Here is a 22,331-nt window from a genome sequence, read left to right on the forward strand (position 1 = left end):
GCCCGTCACGCTGGCTGCTGCCGCTTCAGCCGCACGATCGTCTCATCCAGCGCCGAAAGAAAGCGTGAACGGTCCGCCTTGCTGAATGGCGCGGGGCCGCCGATGATGTCGCCGCCGGCGCGCAGATCGGCCATGATGGCGCGGGTCGCGATGGCGCTGCCGATGGACGCGGTGGTGAAGGGCTTGCCGGTCGGGGCGATCACGCTCGCGCCGGCTTTCAGGCAGCGATCCGCGAGCAGAATGTCCGCGGTGATGCAGATCGTCGTCGGGCCCGCCTGCTCGGCGATCCAGTCGTCGGCCGCGTCGAAGGCGTCGGACACGACCACCCGCTCGACCAGCGGATGATCGGGGATGCGGATGCGCTGGTTGCTGACGATCCTGACCGGCGTCTCATGCCGAAATGCCACCCGGTAGATTTCTTCCTTCACCGGGCAGGCATCGGCATCGACGAGGATCGCGATCATCTATCCTTGCCGGGCTTCTTGTGCGCGAAGGGCTTGGCGCCGCCCTTCCACTTGTTCGGCCCCTTCTTCTTGCCGGCGCCATGGGGGCCGGGCTGGGCCTGATCGGGGCGGCCCCCATGCGGCCCGCGCGCGGCGGGTGCGCGATAGGGCTTGGGCGCATGGACGGGGCGGGCATTGTCGCGGCGATTGCGGCGCGCTTCCTCGCGGGGCTTGCCGTCGGTCGGCTGGATGTCGACCTCGTCATCCTCGCTGGCGGTGCGGCGCACGGCGTCGAGGAAGCGCGCAGCGACGCCACCCGCGACCTCGAACAAGGTTTCCTGCGCCGCGATGCGGATCGCGCCGATCTCTGTGCGGCTGATATGGCCGCGCCGGCAGAGCAGCGGCAGGATCCAGCGCGGATCGGCATTCTGATTGCGGCCGACATTCAGGCGGAACCAGGCGCTCTGCTCGAAACCGGGGCGGGGTCCGCGCGGTTCGGCGGGGGCATCGCTGCCCAGCAGATCTTCAGGCTCGGGCAGGCGCGCGCGATAGGCATGGGCCAGCATCGCGGCGACATCTTCCGGGCTGCGCTCGGCGAGCAACTGACGGCCCAGCTCATGATCCTGCTCGCTCAGCTCGACAGGGGCGCGCAGCGTATCGAGCAGGCGCTGGGTATCGGCGCGACGAATGTCGTCGGCCGAGGGCGGCGAAATCCAGTCCGCCTGGATGCGCGCGCCGCGCAGCATCGATTCCACCCGGCGGCGGCGCGGATAGGGCACGATGAGCACGGCGGTGCCCTTCTTGCCCGCGCGCCCGGTACGGCCGGAGCGGTGCTGCAGCGTCTCGGCATCGCGCGGAATCTCGACATGGACGACGAGGCTCAGCGTCGGCAGGTCGATCCCGCGCGCGGCCACGTCGGTTGCGACGCACACGCGTGCCCGCCGGTCGCGCAAGGATTGCAGCGCCTGATTGCGCTCATTCTGGCTATGCTCGCCGGAGAGGGCAACTACCGCGAAGCCGCGCTCGACCAGCCCGGCATGGAGGTGACGCACATTGTCGCGCGTGGCGCAGAACAGCATCGCCGTTTCCGCCTCATGGAAGCGCAGCAGATTCACCACGGCATGTTCGATGTCGGCCGGTGCCACAGCCATCGCCTGATAGCTGATGTCGCCATGGCCGCGCTCCTGCGTCACCGTCGAGATGCGCAGCGCGTCGCGCTGATAGCGCCGGGCAAGCGCCACGATGGGGGCCGGCATGGTCGCGGAGAAGAGCAGCGTGCGGCGCTCCTGCGGCGTGCCGTCGAGGATTTCTTCCAGATCCTCGCGGAAGCCCATGTCGAGCATCTCGTCGGCTTCGTCGAGCACCACGGCGCGCAGGGTGGAGAGGTTGAGGGCGCCGCGTTCCAGATGGTCGCGCAGGCGGCCGGGCGTGCCGACCACGATCTGCGCGCCATGCGAGAGCGCACGGCGTTCCTTGCTCGCATCCATGCCGCCGACGCAGGTGGCGATGCGCGCGCCAGCCTTGCCATAGAGCCAGATCAACTCGCGGCTGACCTGCAGCGCCAGTTCACGGGTCGGCGCGATGATCAGGGCCTGGGGCAGGCCGGGCGGCGCCATGCGCTCGCCATCTTCCAGCAGGTCGGTGGCAATGGCGAGGCCAAACGCCACGGTCTTTCCCGATCCGGTCTGCGCCGAGACGATAAGGTCGCGGCCATGCGCCTGCGCCTCCAGAACTTCGGCCTGAACGGGCGTAGGGTCGGTATAGCCGCGCTCGGCAAGGGCATTGGCGAGAAGAGGGGGGAGTGTGGAAAAGGGCATGTATCTCGCTAATCAAAAAAGAGTGGAGCGGTGGACCATCCTCGCCGCGAAGCCTGTTTCAAAGGCCTCATCTGCGCGCGTCATCCTGTTTGGTGGTCCGCCTTATGCGCCCCCCATACAGATATGGAGGGCATCTGGCTTGCAAAGTTTTGCGTGGCCGAGCCGACGGCCCCTGCGGGCCGGGCTGAGGGCTAGATTTCCTCGCGGTCGAGCTTGCGGATGAAGCCGATGATGCCGGTCTGCCGGTGGCGCTTGAGTCGTTCGGCCTGCAGGATCGTGAGCACCTTGGCGAAACAGGCTTCGGCATCGTCATTGACGAGCACATAATCATAGCCGTCCCAGTGCGCGATTTCGCTGTGCGCGCGCGCCATGCGTCGCTCGATCACGTCGTTGCTGTCGGTACCCCGTCCGCGCAGCCGCGCTTCCAGCTCGATCATCGAGGGGGGCAGGATGAACACGCGGACGACATCGCCGCCGGCCAGCTGGTGGAGCTGCTGGGCGCCCTGCCAGTCGATATCGAACAGCACGTCGTGCCCGGCTTCCAGCATCCCTTCCACCGGCGCGCGCGGCGTGCCATAGCGATGATCGAACACATGCGCCCATTCGAGGAACTGGTTGTCCGTCACCATGGCGCGGAACCGCTCGAGATCGACGAAATGATAATCCTTGCCGTCGACTTCGCCGGGCCGCATCGGCCGGGTGGTGGCGGAGACGGACATGGTCAGGCCCGGATCATGCGCCAGCAGCTTGCGCGAGATGGTGGATTTGCCGGCCCCGGAAGGGGAGGACAGCACGAAAAGCATCCCCCGGCGCTTGAAGGATGCGGGCTGGGCAAGTGGATCGGCGGAAACGGGATCGGTCATGTCGGCCATGCTTGCTCCTGCCGTGAGTCTGCCGCCACGTCAATTGGCGGACTGAGACTTGCACGGAGGAATCGCCTCCGCGCGGCCAGTCTGGAGGGTTTTTGTGTGGATCGGTCGTCTTCCAGCGGCGTCGTTAAGCGCCCGTAAAGCCAGCCGCTGCTATGGGTTATGTCATTGGAGGATGACATGATTATGCGGATTCTCCGCACCGAGCGCGGAGCAAAGGCTTTGGAACTTGGGCTGGTAACCAGCCTCACGGGCATTGCGGCATTGATCGCCGTGGCTTCACTCGGTTTGGGCTGACGGGCCTGCCGCCCCCTTAGCCCCACGTCATCTGGCGCCTTCTCTTCACCACCTCTCCACCATTTGCGACGACGTTGAACCGGCAAATGTGAGGAGTGCCCCATGCCGCGCCAGACATCACCTGCGGTTGACCGTGACCTGACGCCCTTTGATCGGCTGCGCGCAAATGAGCGGGGCGCGACAGCAGTGGAATATGGGCTGATCGCGGCGCTGGTGTCGCTGGCCTGCGTCATGGCGTTCCTGTCGCTCGGCATCAATCTCTCGGAGCTCTTCTTCGGCATCAGCAACAGCCTGTCGGGCCGATAAGGCGCGAGAAGCGGCAGCCTGCCAGATATTTTCCACCTTGCGCGACGAGCAATTGCGTGGCGCGAGAATGCGCTTAGGCTGTCCCCAATCATAAGCAGGAGAGCGTGCCCATGTTCGTCAAGTTCACCAGCCCGGATCGCGCCCCCGTCGCCGTCAATGCGACGCAGATTTCGTTCATCTCCAATGTCGGCGAGGGCACGCGCATTCGCTTTGGCGAAGGCCGTAGCGTGACGGTCGTCGAGCCGCTCGATGAAGTGATCGACCGGCTGAACCGGACCAACCAGCTACCCGAAAGCTAGGGATAGCGCGCCGAGACTTCAGCTGCCCGCGTTGAGATTGATCGGGGGAGCAAGCGGATTGGTCTCATCCGGGTTGGCTTGGTTTGCACCCGCACCGCTCGCTTCGCCCGATAATGCGGCCGCGATCATCGCTTCCCAAATCTCTTCATTGCCTGCGCTGGCCATTGCCGCGTCCGGCTCGCGCATCGTGCGGAGCACCGCGCGCGCGTCCTCACGGCAGTCTTCCCATTCCAGGTCCACAGACCGGCTGGCGCTCGGCTCGGTACCATCGGCATTCTCGCTCAGCCGCAGTCCGGCGAGCACGCGCGCAATGCGCTCTATCAGGGGCGTATGGGAAATGGGCATGGGGACATCCTCCAGCATGGTCTCGCACAGGGGCAAGCGGCCGCCGCGGACTCGACATGTCCACAACAGCGATGTGCCACTTCCATCTCGCTTGGGAGCTGGCCCTGATGAGACGCTTGTGCGCCCCGAAGGTTGCCGGACGCTCACTCGGACGGGCGCCGTTTGCTGCTGGCAGGATTAGGGGCCGCGCCTTAACGCAGTTTCGCGATCGTCAGCCCGTCCGCCTTGGCGCGGTCCTTCACCGATTCCTCGCTGCGGGTGAGCGCTTTGGCGATGGCTTTCAGCGCCATGCCCTTCTTCGCCAACGTGTGCAGCTTGTCGATCTCGGCGGCGGTCCAGGGCTGGCGATGCCGCTCGAAGCGTCCGCCGGCGTCAGTCTTTGCCATCAGGCTGCACTCCTTTGCGATGGGCGGCCCGGTACCGCGCTCACCGCTTCTTCACGAACTCGGCACGCAGCACCAGCCCCTTGATGCCCTCGTAGCGGCAATCGATTTCCTGCGGGTCACCGGTCAGGCGGATCGACTTGATCAGCGTCCCGCGCTTGAGCGTCTGCCCCGCGCCCTTCGCGGTCAGATCCTTGATCAGCGTGACCTGATCGCCATCGGCCAGCAGATTGCCGACTGCGTCGCGCACTTCCACCGCATCGGCCGCGCCCTGCTTGGCGGCCAGTTCGGAAGCCGGCAGCCACTCGCCGCTGGCTTCATCGAACACATAATCCTCGTCGCTAGTCTGCTCGCTCAACTGTCGTCCCCCATTTTGAGCGCGGCGATGAAGGCTTCCTGCGGAATCTGCACGGAGCCATATTCGCGCATCCGCGCCTTGCCCTTCTTCTGCTTCTCCAGCAGCTTCTTCTTGCGGGTGATGTCGCCGCCATAGCATTTGGCGGTCACGTCCTTGCGCATCGCGGCGATGGTCTCGCGCGCGATCACCTTGCCGCCGATCGCCGCCTGAATGGGGATCTTGAAGAGGTGGCGGGGGATGAGGTCCTTCAGCCGCTCGCACATGTGGCGGCCGCGTTCCTCGGCCACGCCCCGATGGACGATCATGGAGAGCGCGTCGACCGGCTCGTTGTTGACGAGGATGCTCATCTTGACGAGGTCGCCCTCGCGCAGGCCGATCTGCTCATAGTCGAAGCTGGCATAGCCCCGGCTGATCGACTTCAGCCGATCGTAGAAGTCGAAAACCACTTCGTTGAGCGGCAGTTCGTAGCTCACCTGCGCGCGGCCGCCCACATAAGTGAGGCCGGTCTGGATGCCGCGCCGGTCCTGACAGAGCTTGAGGATGCTGCCGAGATATTCGTCCGGCGTGTAGATCGTCGCCTTGATCCACGGCTCGTCGATCTGCTCGATGCGGCTGGGGTCGGGATAGTCGGCCGGATTGTGCAGCAGGATCTCGCGCGCGTCCTCGGTCTTCGATTTGCGCAGCTGGATGCGATAGACGACCGACGGCGCGGTGGTGATGAGGTCGAGATCATATTCTCGCGTCAGCCGCTCCTGGATGATCTCGAGGTGCAGCAGGCCGAGGAACCCGGCGCGGAAGCCGAAGCCCAGCGCCGCGCTGCTCTCCATCTCGAAGGAGAAGCTGGCGTCATTGAGCCGCAGCTTGGCGATGCTTTCGCGCAGCTTCTCGAAGTCCGCCGCATCGACCGGGAAGAGGCCGCAGAACACCACCGGCTGCACTTCCTTGAAGCCGGGCAGGGGCGTGGTCGCGCCGTTCTTCACCGTGGTGATGGTGTCGCCCACGCGGGTCTGCGTGATCTCCTTGATCTGCGCGGTGATGAAGCCGATTTCGCCCGGGCCAAGCTCCGGCAGCGTCTCGATCTTGGGGCGGAAGCAGCCGACGCGGTCGACCAGATGCTCTGTGCCGCCGATCATGAACTTGATGTTCTGGCCCTTCTTGAGCACGCCGTTGATGACGCGCACGAGGATGACGACGCCGAGATAGGGGTCGTACCAGCTGTCGACCAGCATCGCTTCCAGCGGCTTGTCCCGGTCGCCATTGGGGGCGGGGATTTTCTTGACGATTGCTTCCAGAATCTCGTCAATGCCGATGCCGGCCTTGGCGGAGGCGAGCACCGCCTCGCTGGCGTCAATGCCGATCACGTCCTCGATCTCCGCCTTCACCTTCTCGGGCTCGGCGGCGGGCAGGTCGATCTTATTGATGACCGGCACGATCTCATGATCATGCTCGATGCTCTGGTACACATTGGCCAGCGTCTGCGCTTCCACGCCCTGCGCGGCATCCACGACCAGCAGCGCGCCTTCGCATGCGGCGAGGCTGCGCGAGACTTCATAGGCGAAGTCGACATGGCCCGGCGTGTCCATGAGGTTGAGCTCATAGGTCTTGCCGTCGCTCGCGGTGTAATCGAGGCGCACGGTCTGGGCCTTGATGGTGATGCCGCGCTCCTTCTCGATATCCATGTTATCGAGCACCTGCGCGGTCATCTCGCGATCCGAGAGTCCGCCGGTGCGCTGGATCAAGCGGTCGGCGAGGGTCGACTTGCCATGGTCGATATGCGCGATGATGGAAAAGTTACGGATGTGGGCGAGGTCAGTCATTGCGCGCCGATAGCAGGCGGAAGGGTTCCGGCAAAGCCTTCTGAAAGAGGGCCCGCCGCGACCATTTCATACAAGACATGAGGAGCGCCGCCTGTCATGCGCCGCCGCCGTGCAGTCGTTAACCTTGTGCCGCCATTTTGCTGTGATAAACAGCGGGCCTTGTGGTTCGGCAGGGGCGTCGACTGCATAATCCTTGTGGGTGAGGTAATACATGAAACTATCGATCAAACTGGCGCTGGCGCTGTCCGCGATCGGCCTGGTGGTGCAGCCGGCCATGGCGCAATCCTCGGGGCGCAAGGCGCAGGACAAGGGCACGCGCGAAATCCCGCGTTGCACCAAGAATCTGGGCACCGTCGCCATCGTCGAGCCGGACACGCAGTGGTGGCGCGAGCTGAGCCTCGGCAGCCCCGAAGCGATCCTGCGCATCTTCATCCAGCAGTCCGGCTGCTTCACGCTCGTTAACCGCGGGCGCTCGATGCAGAACCGCGCGATGGAGCGCGCCCTGGCCGATCAGGGTGAGCTGCAGGCGGGCAGCAACATCGGGCGCGGTCAGGTGAAGGCGGCGGACTATTTCCTCCAGCCGGACATCGTGACCTCCAACAAGAATAGCGGCGGCAACGCTCTGGGCGGCATGCTGGGCGGCTTCCTGGGCCGCAGCACGTTCGGCGCGCTGGCCGGCGGCATCAACATCAAAAAGAGCGAAGCCAATGTGACGCTCTCCATCGTGAACGCGCGCACCACGGTCGAGGAAGCGATGACCGAGGGCTATTCGCGCAAGTCGGATCTGAGCTTCGGTGCCGGCGGCGGCGCGGGCTGGTGGGGCGGTTTTGCCGGCGCGGCTGGCGGCGGCTACCAGAACACGGATATCGGCCAGGTCATCGTGCTGGCCTATCTGGATGCCTATACCAAGCTGGTGACCCAGCTCGGCGGTCTGCCCGCCAATGCCTCGGCAGCAGCGCCCGCTGCACGCTGAGCGGCAGCGGTACATCGATCTGAAAGGGCGGGCCGAATGGTCCGCCCTTTTCGTTTGGGCGCGCCTATCGCTCCACGGGCGTCGCTCTCATGCGCACGGCCCTTGCCTCGCGCGCAGCCTCGGCTAGGCTGCCCCCCGCAAGACACATTTTCTGGAGAGGCCGTTCCATGCGTCATATCGCCATCATCGGGTCTGGCCCTGCCGGCTATTATACCGCGGAAGCCTGCCAGAAGCAGTTCGGCGAGGATGTGGCGATCGACATCATCGACCGGTTGCCCGTCCCCTTCGGCCTTGTCCGCACCGGTGTCGCGCCGGATCACCAGTCCATCAAGGCCGTATCCCGCCGCTATGAGGCCGTGGCCTTGACCGACACGGTGCGCTTCGTCGGCAATCTCGTTATCGGGCGCGACGTGTCCATCCCGGAGCTTCAGGGTCTTTACGATGCCGTGATCCTCGCCACCGGCGCGCCGTCGGATCGCCCGCTGGGCGTGCCGGGTGACGATCTGCCCGGCGTCATCGGCAGCGCCGCCTTTGTCGGCTGGTATAATGGCCATCCCCATCATGCCGATCTCGCACCGCGGATCGACGAGCGGGATGTGGTCATCATCGGCAATGGCAATGTCGCCCTGGATTGCGCGCGCATTCTCGCCAAGACCGCGCGCGAGCTTGAGGAGAGCGATGTCGTCGCTCATGCCTATGACAATCTCAAAAAGGCGCAGCCCCGCTCGATCACCATCTTGGGTCGGCGCGGCCCGGCGCAGATTGCGATGACGCCCAAGGAGCTGGGCGAACTCGGCCGGCTGGAACGCGCCTCCGTCCATGTCGATCCCGCCGACCTGCCACCGACGTCGGTGGACGAGGCGCTGGAGCCGGGACAGCGCAAGTCGCTGGCGCTGCTCCGCCAGTTCGCCGAGCCATCGCCCGAGAAGGTGGTAGCGATCCGGTTCGATTTCTTCGTCGTTTCCGAGCGCGTGGAGGGGGAGGGGCGCGTCGAGCGGCTGGTCCTGGAGCGGACCCGGCTCGATGCCCAGCAGCAGAGCATCGGCACCGGCGAGCGCGTGACCATGCCCGCCGATCTCATCATCAGCTGCATCGGCTATCGCACGCCGCCCATTCCCGACGTGCCTTATGACGAGGCCCGCGGCCGCTTCGCCAATGAGGAAGGCCGCATTCGTCCGGGCCTCTATTGCGTCGGCTGGGCGCGGCGCGGGCCGAGCGGCACCATCGGCACGAACAAGCCCGACGGTTTCCTGATCGCGGATGCCATCGCCGCCGACCAGCCCGCCGCCGCCGGCAAGCAGGGCCGGGCTGGCCTGGACGCGCTCATTGCCGAGCGCGATCTGGAGATCGTCACCTTCCGCGACTGGCAGAAGATCGACGAAGCCGAAATCGCCCAAGCCCGCCTCGGTGCCCCGCGCGAGAAGTTCGTGCGGATCGCGGACATGGTGAAGGCGGGGCGGGGGTAGGGGCGAGAATGAGAGACAATTGTTACCAGCGTCCGGACGGAAGCGAAAGCGCCTTATCGTGGTTCATGCCGGCACAATGTTCATTTTGAATGCTGCCGAGTCGATCTCCGCGCGGAAAACCTGCATATCTGGTCGTCTAGCTAAAACACCACGTACGAATTGTTCATCGTCGATGCTAATCTTTGCGCCAAAAATAATTCCTTGAAGTAATCTGGCAGGGAAGCTCCTATAACCGGGTGTGCCCCGCCAAGCGACCATACGCTGCTCACGCTCATATGCCCAATGGTGGCTCTTGAGGAACAGAGACTTCATCATCACGTCAGGGTCGCTGAAGCGAGTAAGATTAACTCGGGGCCTAGCTTCCTGATAGGTCACTGGAAAAGCGAACCATTGTGTGTGGTCGTTAGCTATTTCATTAAAAATTAAACAAACGCCTTTGTGGCTATCGGCATAATGGCCCCACATCAGAGGGTGGTCATGCACCTCCGAAAAGCATGTTACCGCGCTCTCTGACAGCCAATATTGCCATGCCGTTCGTAAATGGTCTTCCATTTGTGCGGTCGGCACTACGCCCATACGCCTACGATGTTGCCGACGTAGGGTGCGGGGTTCGCCGCCATACAATTGATCTGTAGCCCTCGCCCGAAATGCCTTACGCTCAGCGTTATTTTCCCCGAAATACAAAACTGGGATGCAATCGAACGGATCATTAAACTGTATTGGACTTTGCCAATAAAGCTCACTGTGCGTGACGAGACGTTCAATTGCATCCCGTCCATGTTGTCCAGACAAGCTACGATACTTGTAGATTCGGATACAGCGTTCGTTCCGCATTGACGGATCTGAACACCGAAGGCGAATCAAGTCAATCAGTGATAAAAGCCAACAAAACTTGCACTATCTTAAGAGCACTGCGCGCTCCCAAATCAAACTCGCATCGACATGACCACGTAAAGCGCCGGGACCTTTTCGTCCTCGCGAATGAGCGTCGGCGCCGCGGCGCCGGCGAGGTGACTTCCACCGAGTCGGTCTAGACCTGCCCGAGAATGTCGAGGAGATAGCGCGCGCTGAAGCCGATCTCGATCGGCGCGGCGCTATAGTCACCGGCCGCTTCCTCGGCGGCGGTGCCATTTCCCGGCCTGAATCCGCTGACATTGATTTGATTATCTTTCGCTCGCCTGTGTTGAGGGCAGCCTTGCCGCTGTCGCGTGGCCGGCGGGAAACTAACGTTTATGGATTGATCCACGCAGGCAGAGCACATTTGAGCCTCTGTCAAAAAATCGTCACGACCCTCTTTACATAAGTAAGCACGCTCTGCATACATACCAACGCCGAACGGGGAGGGCTCAACAGGATAAACATCGCTCACGCTGCGCGTGGGCTCGAGGCGGTAACCGATGTGAGCTCTGGCCTGCGGGCATGACAGGTTTATCTGGAGGAAGCCCACAATGTTGTTTGCACGCAAGCCCGAGGCATCTTTGACGATGTCCCACAAAGCGTTTCTCGCCCTTCTTCTGGCTTCGACGAGCGCGCCGCTGATGGCTGCCGACGCCGCAGACACCGCCGAAGGTGGCGACATCATCGTCACCGCCCAGCATCGCGAGCAGCGCGTCACCGAAGTGCCGATCAGCCTCAGCGTCGTGTCCGGTGCGCAGGCCGCTGAATCCGGCGCGTCGAGCACGCTCGATCTCGCCCGCTTGGTGCCCGGCCTTTCTATCGGCCAGAACTCGGGCGACGGCGACTTCCCGTTCATCTCGCTGCGCGGCGTCGCCATGCGCGACTTTGCCGACACCAATGAGAGCCCGTCCGCCGTCTATGTGAACGAGTTTTACAAGGCGAACCTGATGGGCCTCGATTCCCAGATGTTCGACATCAGCCGCATCGAGGTGCTGCGCGGTCCGCAGGGCACGCTTTATGGCCGCAACGCGACCGGCGGCCTCATCCACTTCATTGCCGCGGCGCCGACCGAGCAACTGGAAGGCCATGTGTCCGTCACCTTCGCCGAGCGCAATCGCGTTCAGGCCGAGGCAGCGATCAGCGGCCGGCTGTTCGGCAATCTGCTGGGCCGCGTCAGCGTGTTCCGCCACCGCTATGATGGCTACATCAAGAACAATTTCCCCGGCGGGGAAGACGGCAACGCGCTCAACGCCAGCGCCATTCGCGGCCAATTGTCGAACCAGTTCGCGGACAATCTGAGCGCCGAGCTGTTCGTGCAATATTACAAGAACGACAATGAAGCGGGCAACATGTTCACGCATATTGCCGTGACGCAAGACCCGGTGACGGGCCTCTCCACCCGCAATCCGGGCGGCGTCGACTCCTTCGGCTATGGCGACAGCAAGCCGCTGGAGACGAACACCAACTTCGATGCCTATATGCGCTCGGAGCAGTTCACGGCCATCGGCAAGATCAAGGCGGACCTCGGCTTTGCCGAGCTGACCTCGATCACCGGCTTCGAGAAGGGCAAGAAGGACGCGGCGTTCGACAGCGACTCCACGCCCGGCGCACGCTCGACCGAAGTCCACCCGCGCGCCGAGCAGTTCTCGCAGGAGCTGCGCCTGGCGGGCGTGAACGGGCCGCTCACCTGGGTCACCGGCCTCTATTATTTCGATTATAATGTGAACGGCTATCAGCGCCGCACCACCTCGGCCGCCGCCGGTCCGCGCCGCCCGGTCTATTATGATCTGGACAGCGAGAGCTGGGCGATCTTCGGCAATGTCGACTATGCGCTGACCTCGACCCTCACGGCGACCGGCGGCGTGCGCTACACCGAGGAAGACAAGGAATACGACCTCAACAACACGGACACCGGGCCGGTGTTCAACACCACCACGGTGGGTGATCTCGCCAAGCGGAACGATGACAGCACGAGCTTCACGGCGCGGCTGAGCTGGGAACCGCAGCGCGGGCAGCTCTTCTATGCGGGCGTGGCGCGCTCGTTCAAGGCGGGCACCTTCAACGTCGGTTACACGTCGCTTCCGCTCTCGGCCATCTCGGTCCGCCCGGAACGGCTGACCAGTTACGAAGCCGGCGCCAAGTTCGCCACCTACGACAATCGCTACAGCATCAGCGGCGCGGTGTTCCATTACCAGTATAAGGACAGCCAGGCCTATCAGTTCGATGGCGTGTCGCTCTCCTCGACCACGTTCAACCGCGATGCCGAGATCACCGGTGCCGAAGCCGAGTTCGCGGCAGAGCCGGTGCAGAATCTGCGCCTGCGTGGATCGCTGACCTATTTGGACGCCAAGCTGCTCGACGTGCAGCTGCCCGGCCTCGCCAATAACGGCCCGGTGGTCGATCGGCGGATGCCGCTGGCCCCCAAATGGTCGTGGAACCTGACGGCCAATTATCGCGTGCCGAACGTGCTTGGCGGCACGCTCGGCCTGCAGGGCGACATCGCCTATAAGGGCGTGCAGTATTTCGACGCCTTCAACAGTCCCAGCCAGCGTGAGGCAGCCTACGCCTTGTCAAACGTCCGCCTCTCCTGGACCGATGCAAGCGACTCGCTGACCCTCGCTGTCTTTGCCGAGAATGTGACGGACAAGCGCTATCGCACCGCCGCGTTCGACCTCGCATTCCTCGGCATGGCGACCGAAGTCTGGGGCCGTCCGCGTTGGATTGGCGGCAGCATTTCCTATCGCTTCGGCAGCTAGAGCCTCGGGTCGCATCCGATCGCTCAATCGCCGTGGTGTCAGTGCAAGCCGACACCACGGCGATTTACTTTTGGGGCAAGACGCCCGCACATGGAGCGGGCCAAAACAGCGGCAAGGGAACCAAGGCATGAGGATCGTCCGAGCATCGCGCAGCCGCTGGGTCTGTATCGCGGCCGCCTGCGCGGTCCTGTCCCCGATGCCGGCCATGACCGAGCAGGCGGCTCCGGCCAAGCCCAGCGTCATCTACACCGGCAAGATGGAGACGCGCGGCACGACGCGCGCGCAATATCAGCGCCTGATCCTCGATCTCGCCCATGTCTGGGCGGATTGCGATGCGGACCTCATGCGCCGCATTCTGACGGACGATGTCGATTTCTCCTATCCCGGCCGCCGCCTGATCGGCCGCGATGCCGCGCTCGCTGACCTCGAGGGCTTCTGCAAGGTCGCGACGGACCGCAGCATCTACTTCCCCGCCGACGCCTTCTATATCGATGTGCGCAATGGTCGCGTGGCGGCGGAAGTCCAGTTCCGCGTGACCCAGAATGGTGAGAAGCAGGTCGTCAACGACGTGTGGATCGCCACGGTGCGCAAGGGGCGCATCGCGATCATCAAGGAGTATCTGGATGGGCGGGTGCGGCTCCTCCAGGCCGAGGGCAAGCTCACTTATGGAGAGGACGCGCCGTTCCTCACGCCTTGGCCGCCCCGCGTGGAGCAGCCGCCAAAGCCTTGAGGGTCACCCTGACGCTCAGCCCCTGATGCCCAAGGCCTGAGCTTCAGGCGTTTTCCGATACCGGCGCGCAATGTGCCACGCTGGAGACGGCCACGCCGGCTGCTTCCAGCCGCGCCGCGATCTGGAAAATCTTGGCCTCGGCCCAAGGCGCGGCGATGATCTGGACGCCCACCGGCATGGGGCCGCTGGTCATCACCGGCGCGGTCAGCACGGGCAGGCCGATATAGCTGATCGGCTGGGTGTAGATGCCGACATGCGCGCGGGCGAGCATCTCCTTGCCGCCCAGATTGAGGGTCTGCTGGCCTAGCTTGAGCGCGGCGCAGGGCGTGGCAGGCGCCAGCAGGACATCATAATGCGCGAAGGCCCGGCGTGCCGCCTCGCGAAACCGGTAGCGGAAGCGCTGGGCCTGCACGACGAGGGTAGAGGGGAGCAGGGCACCGGCGAACAGGCGATCGCGCGTCGCCGGATCGAACTGGTCCGGGCGCTGGCGCAGGGCATCGATGTGCAGATTGCCGCCCTCGGCCGCCGTGATAACGAAGGCCGCATAGCGAGCGATTTCGGCTTCGGCGAGCTCGACATAGCGATCCGCGTTCAGGGCGTCGGCAACCTTGTCCACGGCTTCCAGCGCGACATCCTCGGCATTGCCCCGGAACCAGCCGCCCAGAACGCCGACGCGGAACGCATCGGTGTCTTCGCCAAGTCGGTCCAGAACCGGTTCGGGCGCTGCCGTCGAGCAGACGGGATCGCGTGGGTCCGGCCCTTGCAGCACGTCATAGGCCAGCGCGAGGTCGGCCACGCTGCGGGTCATCGGGCCGATATGATCGAGGCTGGACACGAACGGGAAGGTGCCTGCACGCGAGAGACGGCCGTAAGTCGGCTTCAGCCCGAACAGGCCGCAGAAGGAGGCGGGCACGCGGATCGACCCGTTGGTGTCCGATCCCATGCCGATATGCGCGAGGCCCGCCGCGACCGCTGCCGCAGCGCCGCCCGATGAGCCGCCTGCGAGGCGCCCGAGGTCGTGCGGATTGCGGGTCGGGCCGAAGAAATCATTCTCGGTGGTGAAGCCGTAAGCGAATTCATCCATGTTGGTCGCGGCGACGATGATCGCGCCGGCCTCGCGCAGCAGGCGCACGGCGGTTGCATCTTCGCTGGCAGGCGGGGCCTCGCGGCGCATCTTGGCGCCGGCCAGCGTAACCTCCCCGGCGATGTCGAACAGGTTTTTCACCACCACTGGCACGCCCGCCATGGGGCCACCCGGTTCGCCGCGCGCAATCGCGGCATCGAGCGCCGCTGCCGCAGCCAGTGCCGAGTCGGAAAAGACTGCGGTGCAACTGTTGATGAGGGGATCGAGCCGTTCGATCCGCGCCAGCATGTCGCGCACCACATCGGACGCGCTGAACGCCCCGGCATTCACCCCGGCGGCGATCTGCGCCGCGCCCATCGCTGCAAAATCGCTCATGGCCGGAACACCGGTGCGGCTTCCAGCGCGGGATCAAGCTCGAGGGCCAGCAACGGGGCGCTCTGGACGAGGATGAGGTGAAGATTGTTAATGACGCCCTCGCGATATTCGGCGGGCACCGGCAAGCCGATGATTTCCGGCGCGGCCGCCACATAAACGGCCACCCCGTCCCGATCGCTGATCTGGTTTTGCTTTTGCGTATTCGTCATTTGATCCTTGTCCGGACGACCGGCGGGCTGAAATCTTTGGAAATCAGATGTTTCCTGGTGCCGGTCGGCGCCGGCAGAATCTTTTATGCATAATTTGCTCACTTAGGCAATTGTGCAGTTGCTGCATCGCGATTAGCCTTTGGGCTAAGACAGGCGCGGCGCTGCCCCGCGCCGGACCGGAATGCTGGATCGAAAATGATGATGGATACGCGCCCCCCTGAACTCCTCTCCATGACGACGCGTGACGGCGTGCGGCTGGATGCGGACGTGTATCGGCCCGCGTCGGCGGGCGATCACCCCGTGCTGCTGATGCGCCAGCCCTATGGGCGGCGGATCGCGACGACGGTCTGCTTTGCGCATCCGGCCTGGTATGCGGCGCAGGGCTATATCGTCGTGATTCAGGATGTGCGGGGCCGAGGGACATCTGAGGGCACCTTCGCACTGTTCGAGCAGGAGGCCGCGGACGGCGAGGATGCGATCAACTGGGCGGCGGGGCTGGCCGGATCGACCGGCGCGGTCGGCATGTACGGCTTCTCCTATCAGGGCGTGACCCAGCTCCTCGCTGCGGCGACGCTGCCGCCTGCGCTCCGGGCGATCGCCCCGACGATGGTTGGCTGGGATTTGCGGCAGGACTGGGCCTTTGAGAACGATGCCTTCTGCCTCGCCGCCAATATCGGCTGGGCGGTACAGCTTGCGGCGCAGAACGCCAAGCATGCCGGGGATGCCGACGCCTTTGCCGATCTGGCGCGGGCCGCGCGCTCTCTTGCACTGGGGCACAGTAATCACGCGCGGCCCGACATTCTGAATCGCCATGCGCGCCACGTGCCATTCTATCGCGACTGGCTCGACCGGGATTTTGCCGACCCCTATTGGGCGCGGATTTCCCCGTCCGCCCATGCGGATCGCCTGACAAAGAGCGGGCCGCCGGCGCTGTTCGTGACGGGGTGGTACGACACCCATCTTCCGGGCACCGTGGCGGCCTATCGGGCCTATGAGCAAGCGGGACGTCCAGATGCCGCGCTGGTCGTGGGGCCGTGGACGCATTTCCCCTGGGGCCGGCGGCTTGGCGGCAAGGACTTTGGCGAGGCGGCCATCGGAGAGATTGACCAGTTGCAACGGGCGTGGTTCGACCAGCACCTCAAGGGGGAGGGGGAGGCGATTGCGCCCTCCCGCGCCGTGCGACTGTTCGACATGGGGCGCAAAGCCTGGCGGGATTTTCCGGCATGGCCCGGCGAGCAGCAATGCTGGCAGATCGGCAGCGGCGGTCGCGCGGCGCTGGACGAGCGCGACGGCGTTCTGGCGCCGGATTGCGAGACGCAGGCGCCGGCGGATTATCTGGTGCACGATCCCTGGCGCGCCGTGCCGACCACGGGCGGGGCCTTCGGCGCGGTGCCGGGACCGGTTGACCGCACCGATGTGGATGCCCGGCCCGATGTGCTCACCTACACCAGCCCGCCGATGGCGGCGCCCGTGACGCTGGCGGGCGAGACCGTCGCTGCGCTGGAGGTGACAGCGGATTGCCCGAGTTTCGACCTGAGCTGCATCCTCACCATCGTTGATGAAGCCGGGCGCAGCCATCACCTGACGGAAGGCTATGCCCATTTCGCGGTCGCATCCGACGGCTCTGCCACTGTGCGCTTGCGCCCGACATGCGCGACAATACCCGCCGGGGCTCGCCTGCGGCTGGCCGTTTCGGCAGCGTCTTTCCCCGCCTATCCCATCAATCCCGGAACCGGCACGCGACCGGTGGATGCCGGCGTGGAGGAAGCGGGCGTGATTACGCTGCGTCTGAACCTGGCCGAAAGCCGGCTGGTGTTGCCGGTGCTGGAGGAAGTGCCATGACGCCTCAGGATTTGCTTCCGCACGATCTCGCGTCGGGCGAGCCCTTCGTCCTGCGCGGCGTGCATGTGCCCGCCACCTTCACGGCTTTTGAGGGCGGCGCGGAGATCGTCACGGCGGACATCGGCATCGAGCAGGGACGGATCGCCTTTGTCGCGCCGTCGCTCGCCGAGACGCCCAGCGCCTGGCGCGACATCCGGCTGGATCGCATGATGGTCTGGCCCTGTTTCGTGGAAGCGCACACGCATCTCGACAGCACGCAGATCTGGACGCGCTCCCCCAATCCCGACGGGACGTTCGGCTCTGCGGCCAGCGCGATCATCGCCGACCGCGAAACCCACTGGACGCCCGATGACATGCGCCGGCGCATGGATTTCGGCCTGCGCTGTGCCTATGCCCATGGTGTGCGCGCGATGCGCACCCACCTTGCCTCCCAGAACGAGCAGATCGAGCAGCGATGGGGGATTTTCTCGGAGGTGCGCGCAGCCTGGGCCGGACGGATCGACCTGCAGGCCGTGCCGCTGATTTCCACCGATGTGCTGGCGGACGATGTCTGGTTCGCGCGGGTGCTCGATGTCGTGCGCCGTCATGGCGGCGTGCTGGGCGGCTTCGCGCATGTCTCGCCGCTGGTCGATGCCAGCCTTGAGCGGCTCTTCGACGCGGCAGACAAATACGGCCTCGCGTTGGACTTCCACGCCGACGAGACGGACGACGCGACCTCGGACATCGTGCGGCGGGTCGCGACGCTCGCCGACCGGCGGGGCGGGGGGATGCAGGTGATGGTCGGCCATTGCTGCAGTCTCGCCGTGCAGGACGAGACAGAGGTGGACCGCACGCTGGACCTGATGGCACGGGCCGGGCTTTCCGTGGTGAGCCTGCCGGGCTGCAATCTCTATCTGCAGGCGCGCGCGCCGGGCCGCACGCCCCGTTGGCGCGGCGTCACCCTGCTGCACGAGATGGCCGCGCGCGACATTCCCATCTGCATCGGCGGCGACAATTGCCGTGATCCCTACAATCCCTATGGCGACTTCAATCCGCTCGAATCCTTTCAGGATGCGGTGCGGATCGCGCATCTCGATCATCCGGTGGGGGACTGGCCGCGCAGCGTCACCACCACGCCCGGCGCGCTGGTCTCGCAGGCGCAGGCGATTGTCGCCGGTGCGCCCGCCGATCTCGTTCTCTACCGGGCGAAGAGCTATAATGAGCTGTTCGTACGCCACGGCGCGGGCCTGCTGGTCATGCGCGACGGCATCTTCATCGATGCCCCCCTCCCTGACTTTAGCGAGCTGGACTGATGCTGGATCACGCTCTCGAAATTCTGGAAACGCTGGTCGCGTTCGACACGACGTCCAGCAAATCCAATCGCGCCCTCATCGATTGGGTCGCCGCGCGGCTCGCCCAGCGAAACATCCCCTATTGGCTGGTAGAGGATGCGGATGGCGGGAAGGCCAATCTGCTCGCGCGGATCGGGCCGGATGTGCCGGGCGGGATTGTCCTGAGCGGACATAGCGATGTCGTGCCGGTCGATGGCCAGCCGTGGACCAGCGATCCCTGGACGGTGACCCGCAGGGAGGGCCGGCTCTACGGGCGCGGCGTGGCGGACATGAAGGGGTTCATCGCGCTGGCGCTCGCGCTGATCGACACGCCGGCGGTGCAATCCCTGCAGCGCCCGCTGATCCTCGCGATCACCTATGATGAAGAGGTCGGCTGCCTTGGCGCGCCGCATCTGCTCGATCAAATGACGGCGTTCGTCCCGGCGCCAGCGCTGGCGATCATCGGTGAGCCGACCAGCATGAAGATATTGTCGGTCCACAAGGGCATGCGGGTGTTCGACGTGACGGTGACTGGGCGGGAAGCGCACAGCAGCCAGCGCGATCAGGGGGTCTCCGCGATTGCCGCTGCTGTCGAGCTGATGAGCCTGATCGGCCAGATGAATGCGCAGGCGCAGGACGCGATCCGGGCCGACGATCCATGCAGCCCGCCGGGTACGACGCTTTCGGTCGGCATCGTCAACGGCGGCACAGCGGCGAACATCCTCGCGCGCCAGTGCACCTTCCGCTGGGATCTGCGCTCGCCCAGCGAGGCCGAAGCGGACGGCTATGAAGCGCGCTTTCGGGCCGCGGCGCAGGCGCTGGATGCCCGCATTCGCGAGCGTGCGCCGGAGGGCGGGGTTGTGATCACCCAACTGGCCAGCGCGCCGCCGTTGGAGCTGGATCGGGACAGCGCCGCTGAATCCTTCGTGCGGTCGTTGACCGGCGATAATGGGCTGAGCGGCGCGGCCTTCGTTGCGGAAGCGGGGCTTTATCAGAAGATCGGCATCCCGGCGGTGCTGTGTGGGCCGGGCTCTATCCTGCAGGCCCATCAGCCCGACGAGTGGATCGAGATCGACCAGCTGCGCGCCGGTGCGGACTTCTTGATGCGTTTGGCGGACCGCTTGTCGAACGAGACCAAAGGTTAACGAAACTGGCCCGGCTTATTTGCAAAACATGCTTACTTATGTAAGGGTTCTGGCCGTGCAGAGCCCTCTGCGCGTCCGGCGGTCGCATCGATCCAGCCGGAAGAAGCCGATGATGTGCAGGTGGATCGTGAGACGCCGAACCCTTAACCGCTCCGGGCACGCGCCAAGGACCACCGCGCGATGACGCGGATTGTCGATGGCCACGCTGCCGCCCGGCGCCTGCTAGCGCAAACGGCGCAAGATTCGGCCCTTGCCCAAGCAAGCCTGGGTCGCGCTCCGCGTCTCGCGCTGCTCATGATGGGGGAGGCGGCGCCTGCCCGCGCATATGCCGCGCGCATCGAGGAGTTTGCCGGGCTGGCCGAGGTCGACACCATGATCGTCTCCGGCCCTGCCGATGGCTCATTGGCGCAGATGCAGGCGCTGGTGCGCCAGTTGAACGCCGATGAATCGATCGATGGTATTCTGCCGCTCACACCGTTCCCGTCCGGCATCGCGATGGCGGACATCGCTGCAATTCTCTCGAGCCAGAAGGACGTCGATGGCTTGACTCCGCTTAACGCCGGCCAGCTAGCGGCGGGGCTGGAGGGCCTGTTCCCCTGCACGCCACAAGCCGCGGTGCTGCTCGCGGAGGAGGTGCTGGGCGATCTGCGCGGGCTCAATGCCACCGTCGTCGGCGCCTCGGCCAGCGTCGGGCGCCCGCTCGCGCAATTGCTGCTCCAGCGCGGTGTGACCGTGACGATCGCGCATATCGATACGCGCGATCTGGTGGCAGCCTGCCAGACGGCGGACGTGGTGTTCGCCGCGGCCGGCCGGGCGGGGCTGATCGGCGCGCGCCATGTGCGGCCGGGCGCCACGGTTATCGATATCGGCATCAATCTCGTGACGCAGGCAGATGGCAGCCGGCGCATTCTGGGCGATGTCGATCTTGCCGCTGTCGACGGGGTTGCAGCCGTGATCTCGGCCGTTCCCGATGGTGTCGGCCCGCTGACGACGGCATTCCTGCTGGCGAATACCGTGCTGGCAGCGCAAAGGCGGCACGCAGGGGCTTGAGGGGCAAGCGGCGATAGGGTCAACAAGGGGCCGGCGTGGGCCGGGTCATATGAAGAGGATGGGACGTGGCGAGACAACCGAGCGTAAGAGGACCGAAAGCAGCGGTGCGGAAGACTGTCGGCGCGCGTGCCGCCAGGACGCAGGTCGCTGAACCGGCCGACGATGCGAAGGGTCTGCGCCGCACGCGGGATGCGGCTGGCACGCGCAAGAAGATTCTGGAAGCCGCCATCGAGGAATTCGCCGAGCGCGGGCTGAGCGGCGCGCGCATCGATTCGATCGCACAGCGCTCCGGCGCCAACATGCGGATGATCTACCATTATTACGGCAACAAGGAGCAGCTTTACGTCTTCGTGCTCGATCATGTGTATGAGGACATCCGCAAGAAGGAAGCGGCGCTGAATCTCGCGAACCTCGAACCGTATGAGGCGATGATGAAGCTGTTCAACTTCACCTACTCGCACTTTGCGGCCAACCCGCATGTCATCTCATTGTGGACCGGGGAAAACCTGCAGCAGGGCGCCTATCTCTCCACCTCGATGCGCGCGCCGACGCTGAGTTCACCGCTGATGGACGCCATCAAGGAGACGCTTGCGCGGGGCGTGGAGCAGAAGGTGTTCCGCGAGGATATCGATCCGTTGCAACTCTATGTGTCGATGGTTGCGCTGTCCTATTTCCACCTGTCCAACGTCTACACGCTCTCGGCGATCTTCAGCGCCAACCTGCACAGTGAGCGCTGGAAATCGGAACGCCGGCGCCACGCCCAGGAGATGCTGAGCGCCTACCTCCTGTCCAGCGCCAAGCCGGACACATGAGGACGACGCGGGAGACTCATCGGCGCTGTCGGTGTATTTCCGTCTTAGTGCCGGCGCATGTCTCAGCGGTATGAACAGATAAGTCATTGAATCATAACACTGAAAAATAGCAGAGCGGCCAAGTGTCAGTCTTGTCTTAGTAAGCAGTTTATGTATAACTATCGGCATGAAAGTTCATGTCATATATGCCTATCCGCTGAAGACGGGCCTCGCGGTCGACATTCACAACACGGTTGTCTCCAGCCTCATCGAGGCGGGGCACGAGGTCGATGATCTGGATCTCTATGCGGAGAATTTCGATCCGATCCTCAATGAGGAAGACCGGACGATCTATCATGACGTCACGATCAACCAGCGCCGGATCAAGCCCTATGTCGATCGGCTGCAGGCGGCCGATGCCGTGGTGCTCTGCCATCCGGTCTGGAATTTCGGCTGGCCCGCCATGCTCAAGGGCTATTTCGATCGGGTGTTCCTGCCCGATGTCTCGTTCAAGATGATGGACGGCAAGCTGACGCCGGGCCTCGCCAACATCCGCAAGCTGACCAGCGTGACGACCTATGGCGTGGACCGGCTTCGCGCACTCTACCTGTTCGATCCGCCGCGCTCGAATGCCACGCGCTTCCTGCGCGTTGTGTGCAACAAGAAGGTGAAGGTGGATTACCTCGCCCTCTATGGGATCAATAACATGACGGAAGCGCGCGCGGCCAAATTCCTGGCGAAGGTCCGCAAAGAAATGCTGGCTTTCTGA

Annotated in this window: 23 protein-coding genes; 12 read left to right on the forward strand and 11 right to left on the reverse strand. The window is 64.6% G+C overall.

What is annotated here, in order from left to right:
• Positions 1-5 precede the first annotated feature (5 nt).
• The 3 genes from M2336_RS07550 to gmk all read right to left on the reverse strand — a co-directional run bounded on the left by M2336_RS07550 (position 6) and on the right by gmk (position 3,132).
• A complete protein-coding gene (locus tag M2336_RS07550) occupies positions 6-461 on the reverse strand; it encodes a YaiI/YqxD family protein (protein WP_264574974.1) in 456 nt (151 codons plus the stop codon).
• Positions 461-2,260 (reverse strand): DEAD/DEAH box helicase, encoded by a 1,800-nt coding sequence (locus M2336_RS07555; protein WP_264574538.1) that lies wholly within the window; start codon positions 2,258-2,260, stop codon positions 461-463. The genes M2336_RS07550 and M2336_RS07555 overlap by 1 nt, the downstream gene beginning before the upstream one ends.
• A 191-nt stretch (positions 2,261-2,451) precedes the next feature.
• Positions 2,452-3,132, reverse strand: coding sequence for a guanylate kinase (gene gmk, locus M2336_RS07560; protein WP_181558811.1), 681 nt, complete (start codon positions 3,130-3,132; stop codon positions 2,452-2,454).
• A 396-nt stretch (positions 3,133-3,528) separates the two neighbouring features.
• Here gmk and M2336_RS07565 point away from each other — a divergent pair, with 396 nt between their 5' ends.
• Together M2336_RS07565 and M2336_RS07570 are read left to right on the forward strand one after the other, a co-directional pair.
• Positions 3,529-3,732, forward strand: coding sequence for a Flp family type IVb pilin (locus tag M2336_RS07565; RefSeq protein ID WP_264572146.1), 204 nt, complete (start codon positions 3,529-3,531; stop codon positions 3,730-3,732).
• Between the two features lie 110 nt (positions 3,733-3,842).
• Complete coding sequence (locus tag M2336_RS07570) at positions 3,843-4,031, forward strand: flagellar FlbD family protein (RefSeq protein ID WP_181558812.1); 189 nt, start codon at positions 3,843-3,845, stop codon at positions 4,029-4,031.
• 18 nt (positions 4,032-4,049) lie between these two features.
• Here M2336_RS07570 and M2336_RS07575 read toward each other — a convergent pair whose 3' ends face one another.
• From M2336_RS07575 to lepA, 4 genes are all read right to left on the reverse strand, one after another.
• Complete coding sequence (locus tag M2336_RS07575; RefSeq protein WP_264574539.1) at positions 4,050-4,376, reverse strand: hypothetical protein; 327 nt, start codon at positions 4,374-4,376, stop codon at positions 4,050-4,052.
• A gap of 191 nt (positions 4,377-4,567) precedes the next feature.
• Positions 4,568-4,762 (reverse strand): hypothetical protein, encoded by a 195-nt coding sequence (locus tag M2336_RS07580; protein WP_181558813.1) that lies wholly within the window; start codon positions 4,760-4,762, stop codon positions 4,568-4,570.
• A 40-nt stretch (positions 4,763-4,802) separates the two neighbouring features.
• On the reverse strand, positions 4,803-5,117 hold the full coding sequence (locus M2336_RS07585; protein ID WP_264574540.1) for an alkylphosphonate utilization protein: 315 nt from the start codon (positions 5,115-5,117) through the stop codon (positions 4,803-4,805).
• On the reverse strand, positions 5,114-6,934 hold the full coding sequence (gene lepA, locus M2336_RS07590; RefSeq protein WP_264574541.1) for a translation elongation factor 4: 1,821 nt from the start codon (positions 6,932-6,934) through the stop codon (positions 5,114-5,116). Before lepA ends, M2336_RS07585 begins: the two co-directional genes overlap by 4 nt.
• Positions 6,935-7,145: 211 nt before the next feature.
• On the opposite strand from lepA, the gene M2336_RS07595 reads away from it, so the two are divergent.
• Together M2336_RS07595 and M2336_RS07600 are read left to right on the forward strand one after the other, a co-directional pair.
• Positions 7,146-7,907, forward strand: a complete 762-nt coding sequence (locus M2336_RS07595; protein ID WP_264574542.1) for a CsgG/HfaB family protein — start codon at positions 7,146-7,148, stop codon at positions 7,905-7,907.
• Positions 7,908-8,074: 167 nt separating this feature from the next.
• Positions 8,075-9,373, forward strand: a complete 1,299-nt coding sequence (locus M2336_RS07600) for an FAD-dependent oxidoreductase (protein ID WP_264592767.1) — start codon at positions 8,075-8,077, stop codon at positions 9,371-9,373.
• Between the two features lie 63 nt (positions 9,374-9,436).
• On the opposite strand, the gene M2336_RS07605 is transcribed toward M2336_RS07600, so the two are convergent.
• Entirely contained in the window at positions 9,437-9,838 is a 402-nt protein-coding gene (locus M2336_RS07605; protein ID WP_264592768.1) for a DUF2971 domain-containing protein, read from the reverse strand.
• A 565-nt stretch (positions 9,839-10,403) separates the two neighbouring features.
• A complete protein-coding gene (locus M2336_RS18050; RefSeq protein WP_413716178.1) occupies positions 10,404-10,868 on the reverse strand; it encodes a hypothetical protein in 465 nt (154 codons plus the stop codon).
• On the opposite strand from M2336_RS18050, the gene M2336_RS07615 reads away from it, so the two are divergent.
• A complete protein-coding gene (locus tag M2336_RS07615) occupies positions 10,858-13,026 on the forward strand; it encodes a TonB-dependent receptor (protein WP_264574544.1) in 2,169 nt (722 codons plus the stop codon). The genes M2336_RS18050 and M2336_RS07615 overlap by 11 nt on opposite strands.
• Before the next feature lie 127 nt (positions 13,027-13,153).
• Entirely contained in the window at positions 13,154-13,756 is a 603-nt protein-coding gene (locus M2336_RS07620; RefSeq protein ID WP_264592769.1) for a nuclear transport factor 2 family protein, read from the forward strand.
• A gap of 43 nt (positions 13,757-13,799) precedes the next feature.
• On the opposite strand, the gene M2336_RS07625 is transcribed toward M2336_RS07620, so the two are convergent.
• Both M2336_RS07625 and M2336_RS07630 read right to left on the reverse strand, forming a co-directional pair.
• Positions 13,800-15,215, reverse strand: a complete 1,416-nt coding sequence (locus M2336_RS07625) for an AtzE family amidohydrolase (protein ID WP_264592770.1) — start codon at positions 15,213-15,215, stop codon at positions 13,800-13,802.
• Positions 15,212-15,424: a DUF4089 domain-containing protein gene (locus M2336_RS07630; RefSeq protein WP_264572156.1), complete on the reverse strand. Its 213-nt coding sequence runs from the start codon at positions 15,422-15,424 to the stop codon at positions 15,212-15,214. Before M2336_RS07630 ends, M2336_RS07625 begins: the two co-directional genes overlap by 4 nt.
• A 231-nt stretch (positions 15,425-15,655) precedes the next feature.
• Between M2336_RS07630 and M2336_RS07635 the strand changes: the two genes are divergently transcribed.
• The 6 genes from M2336_RS07635 to M2336_RS07660 all read left to right on the forward strand — a co-directional run bounded on the left by M2336_RS07635 (position 15,656) and on the right by M2336_RS07660 (position 22,331).
• Positions 15,656-17,266: a CocE/NonD family hydrolase gene (locus M2336_RS07635; protein ID WP_264574547.1), complete on the forward strand. Its 1,611-nt coding sequence runs from the start codon at positions 15,656-15,658 to the stop codon at positions 17,264-17,266.
• Entirely contained in the window at positions 17,263-18,558 is a 1,296-nt protein-coding gene (locus M2336_RS07640) for a cytosine deaminase (RefSeq protein ID WP_264574548.1), read from the forward strand. Before M2336_RS07635 ends, M2336_RS07640 begins: the two co-directional genes overlap by 4 nt.
• Positions 18,558-19,721, forward strand: coding sequence for an acetylornithine deacetylase (argE, locus tag M2336_RS07645; RefSeq protein ID WP_264574549.1), 1,164 nt, complete (start codon positions 18,558-18,560; stop codon positions 19,719-19,721). The genes M2336_RS07640 and argE overlap by 1 nt, the downstream gene beginning before the upstream one ends.
• Positions 19,722-19,901: 180 nt before the next feature.
• Positions 19,902-20,771 (forward strand): bifunctional 5,10-methylenetetrahydrofolate dehydrogenase/5,10-methenyltetrahydrofolate cyclohydrolase, encoded by an 870-nt coding sequence (locus M2336_RS07650; protein WP_264574550.1) that lies wholly within the window; start codon positions 19,902-19,904, stop codon positions 20,769-20,771.
• Between the two features lie 104 nt (positions 20,772-20,875).
• Positions 20,876-21,583 carry a TetR family transcriptional regulator gene (locus M2336_RS07655; protein WP_181558823.1) on the forward strand — a complete coding sequence of 236 codons (708 nt, stop codon included), beginning with the start codon at positions 20,876-20,878 and terminating at the stop codon, positions 21,581-21,583.
• Positions 21,584-21,749: 166 nt separating this feature from the next.
• Positions 21,750-22,331 carry an NAD(P)H-dependent oxidoreductase gene (locus M2336_RS07660; RefSeq protein WP_264574551.1) on the forward strand — a complete coding sequence of 194 codons (582 nt, stop codon included), beginning with the start codon at positions 21,750-21,752 and terminating at the stop codon, positions 22,329-22,331.

The organism is Sphingobium sp. B1D7B (assembly GCF_025961965.1).
GTDB lineage: Bacteria > Pseudomonadota > Alphaproteobacteria > Sphingomonadales > Sphingomonadaceae > Sphingobium.

Bases quoted from the DNA above. Each gene is read 5' to 3' on its own strand.
- M2336_RS07555 (WP_264574538.1), bottom strand. From the start codon at position 2,260: ATGCCCTTTTCCACACTCCCCCCTCTTCTCGCCAATGCCCTTGCCGAG.
- gmk (WP_181558811.1), bottom strand. From the start codon at position 3,132: ATGGCCGACATGACCGATCCCGTTTCCGCCGATCCACTTGCCCAGCCC.
- M2336_RS07565 (WP_264572146.1), top strand. From the start codon at position 3,529: ATGCCGCGCCAGACATCACCTGCGGTTGACCGTGACCTGACGCCCTTT.
- M2336_RS07570 (WP_181558812.1), top strand. From the start codon at position 3,843: ATGTTCGTCAAGTTCACCAGCCCGGATCGCGCCCCCGTCGCCGTCAAT.
- M2336_RS07575 (WP_264574539.1), bottom strand. From the start codon at position 4,376: ATGCCCATTTCCCATACGCCCCTGATAGAGCGCATTGCGCGCGTGCTC.
- M2336_RS07580 (WP_181558813.1), bottom strand. From the start codon at position 4,762: ATGGCAAAGACTGACGCCGGCGGACGCTTCGAGCGGCATCGCCAGCCC.
- lepA (WP_264574541.1), bottom strand. From the start codon at position 6,934: ATGACTGACCTCGCCCACATCCGTAACTTTTCCATCATCGCGCATATC.
- M2336_RS07595 (WP_264574542.1), top strand. From the start codon at position 7,146: ATGAAACTATCGATCAAACTGGCGCTGGCGCTGTCCGCGATCGGCCTG.
- M2336_RS07600 (WP_264592767.1), top strand. From the start codon at position 8,075: ATGCGTCATATCGCCATCATCGGGTCTGGCCCTGCCGGCTATTATACC.
- M2336_RS07605 (WP_264592768.1), bottom strand. From the start codon at position 9,838: ATGTGGGGCCATTATGCCGATAGCCACAAAGGCGTTTGTTTAATTTTT.
- M2336_RS07615 (WP_264574544.1), top strand. From the start codon at position 10,858: ATGTCCCACAAAGCGTTTCTCGCCCTTCTTCTGGCTTCGACGAGCGCG.
- M2336_RS07620 (WP_264592769.1), top strand. From the start codon at position 13,154: ATGAGGATCGTCCGAGCATCGCGCAGCCGCTGGGTCTGTATCGCGGCC.
- M2336_RS07625 (WP_264592770.1), bottom strand. From the start codon at position 15,215: ATGAGCGATTTTGCAGCGATGGGCGCGGCGCAGATCGCCGCCGGGGTG.
- M2336_RS07630 (WP_264572156.1), bottom strand. From the start codon at position 15,424: ATGACGAATACGCAAAAGCAAAACCAGATCAGCGATCGGGACGGGGTG.
- M2336_RS07635 (WP_264574547.1), top strand. From the start codon at position 15,656: ATGACGACGCGTGACGGCGTGCGGCTGGATGCGGACGTGTATCGGCCC.
- M2336_RS07640 (WP_264574548.1), top strand. From the start codon at position 17,263: ATGACGCCTCAGGATTTGCTTCCGCACGATCTCGCGTCGGGCGAGCCC.
- argE (WP_264574549.1), top strand. From the start codon at position 18,558: ATGCTGGATCACGCTCTCGAAATTCTGGAAACGCTGGTCGCGTTCGAC.
- M2336_RS07650 (WP_264574550.1), top strand. From the start codon at position 19,902: ATGACGCGGATTGTCGATGGCCACGCTGCCGCCCGGCGCCTGCTAGCG.
- M2336_RS07660 (WP_264574551.1), top strand. From the start codon at position 21,750: ATGAAAGTTCATGTCATATATGCCTATCCGCTGAAGACGGGCCTCGCG.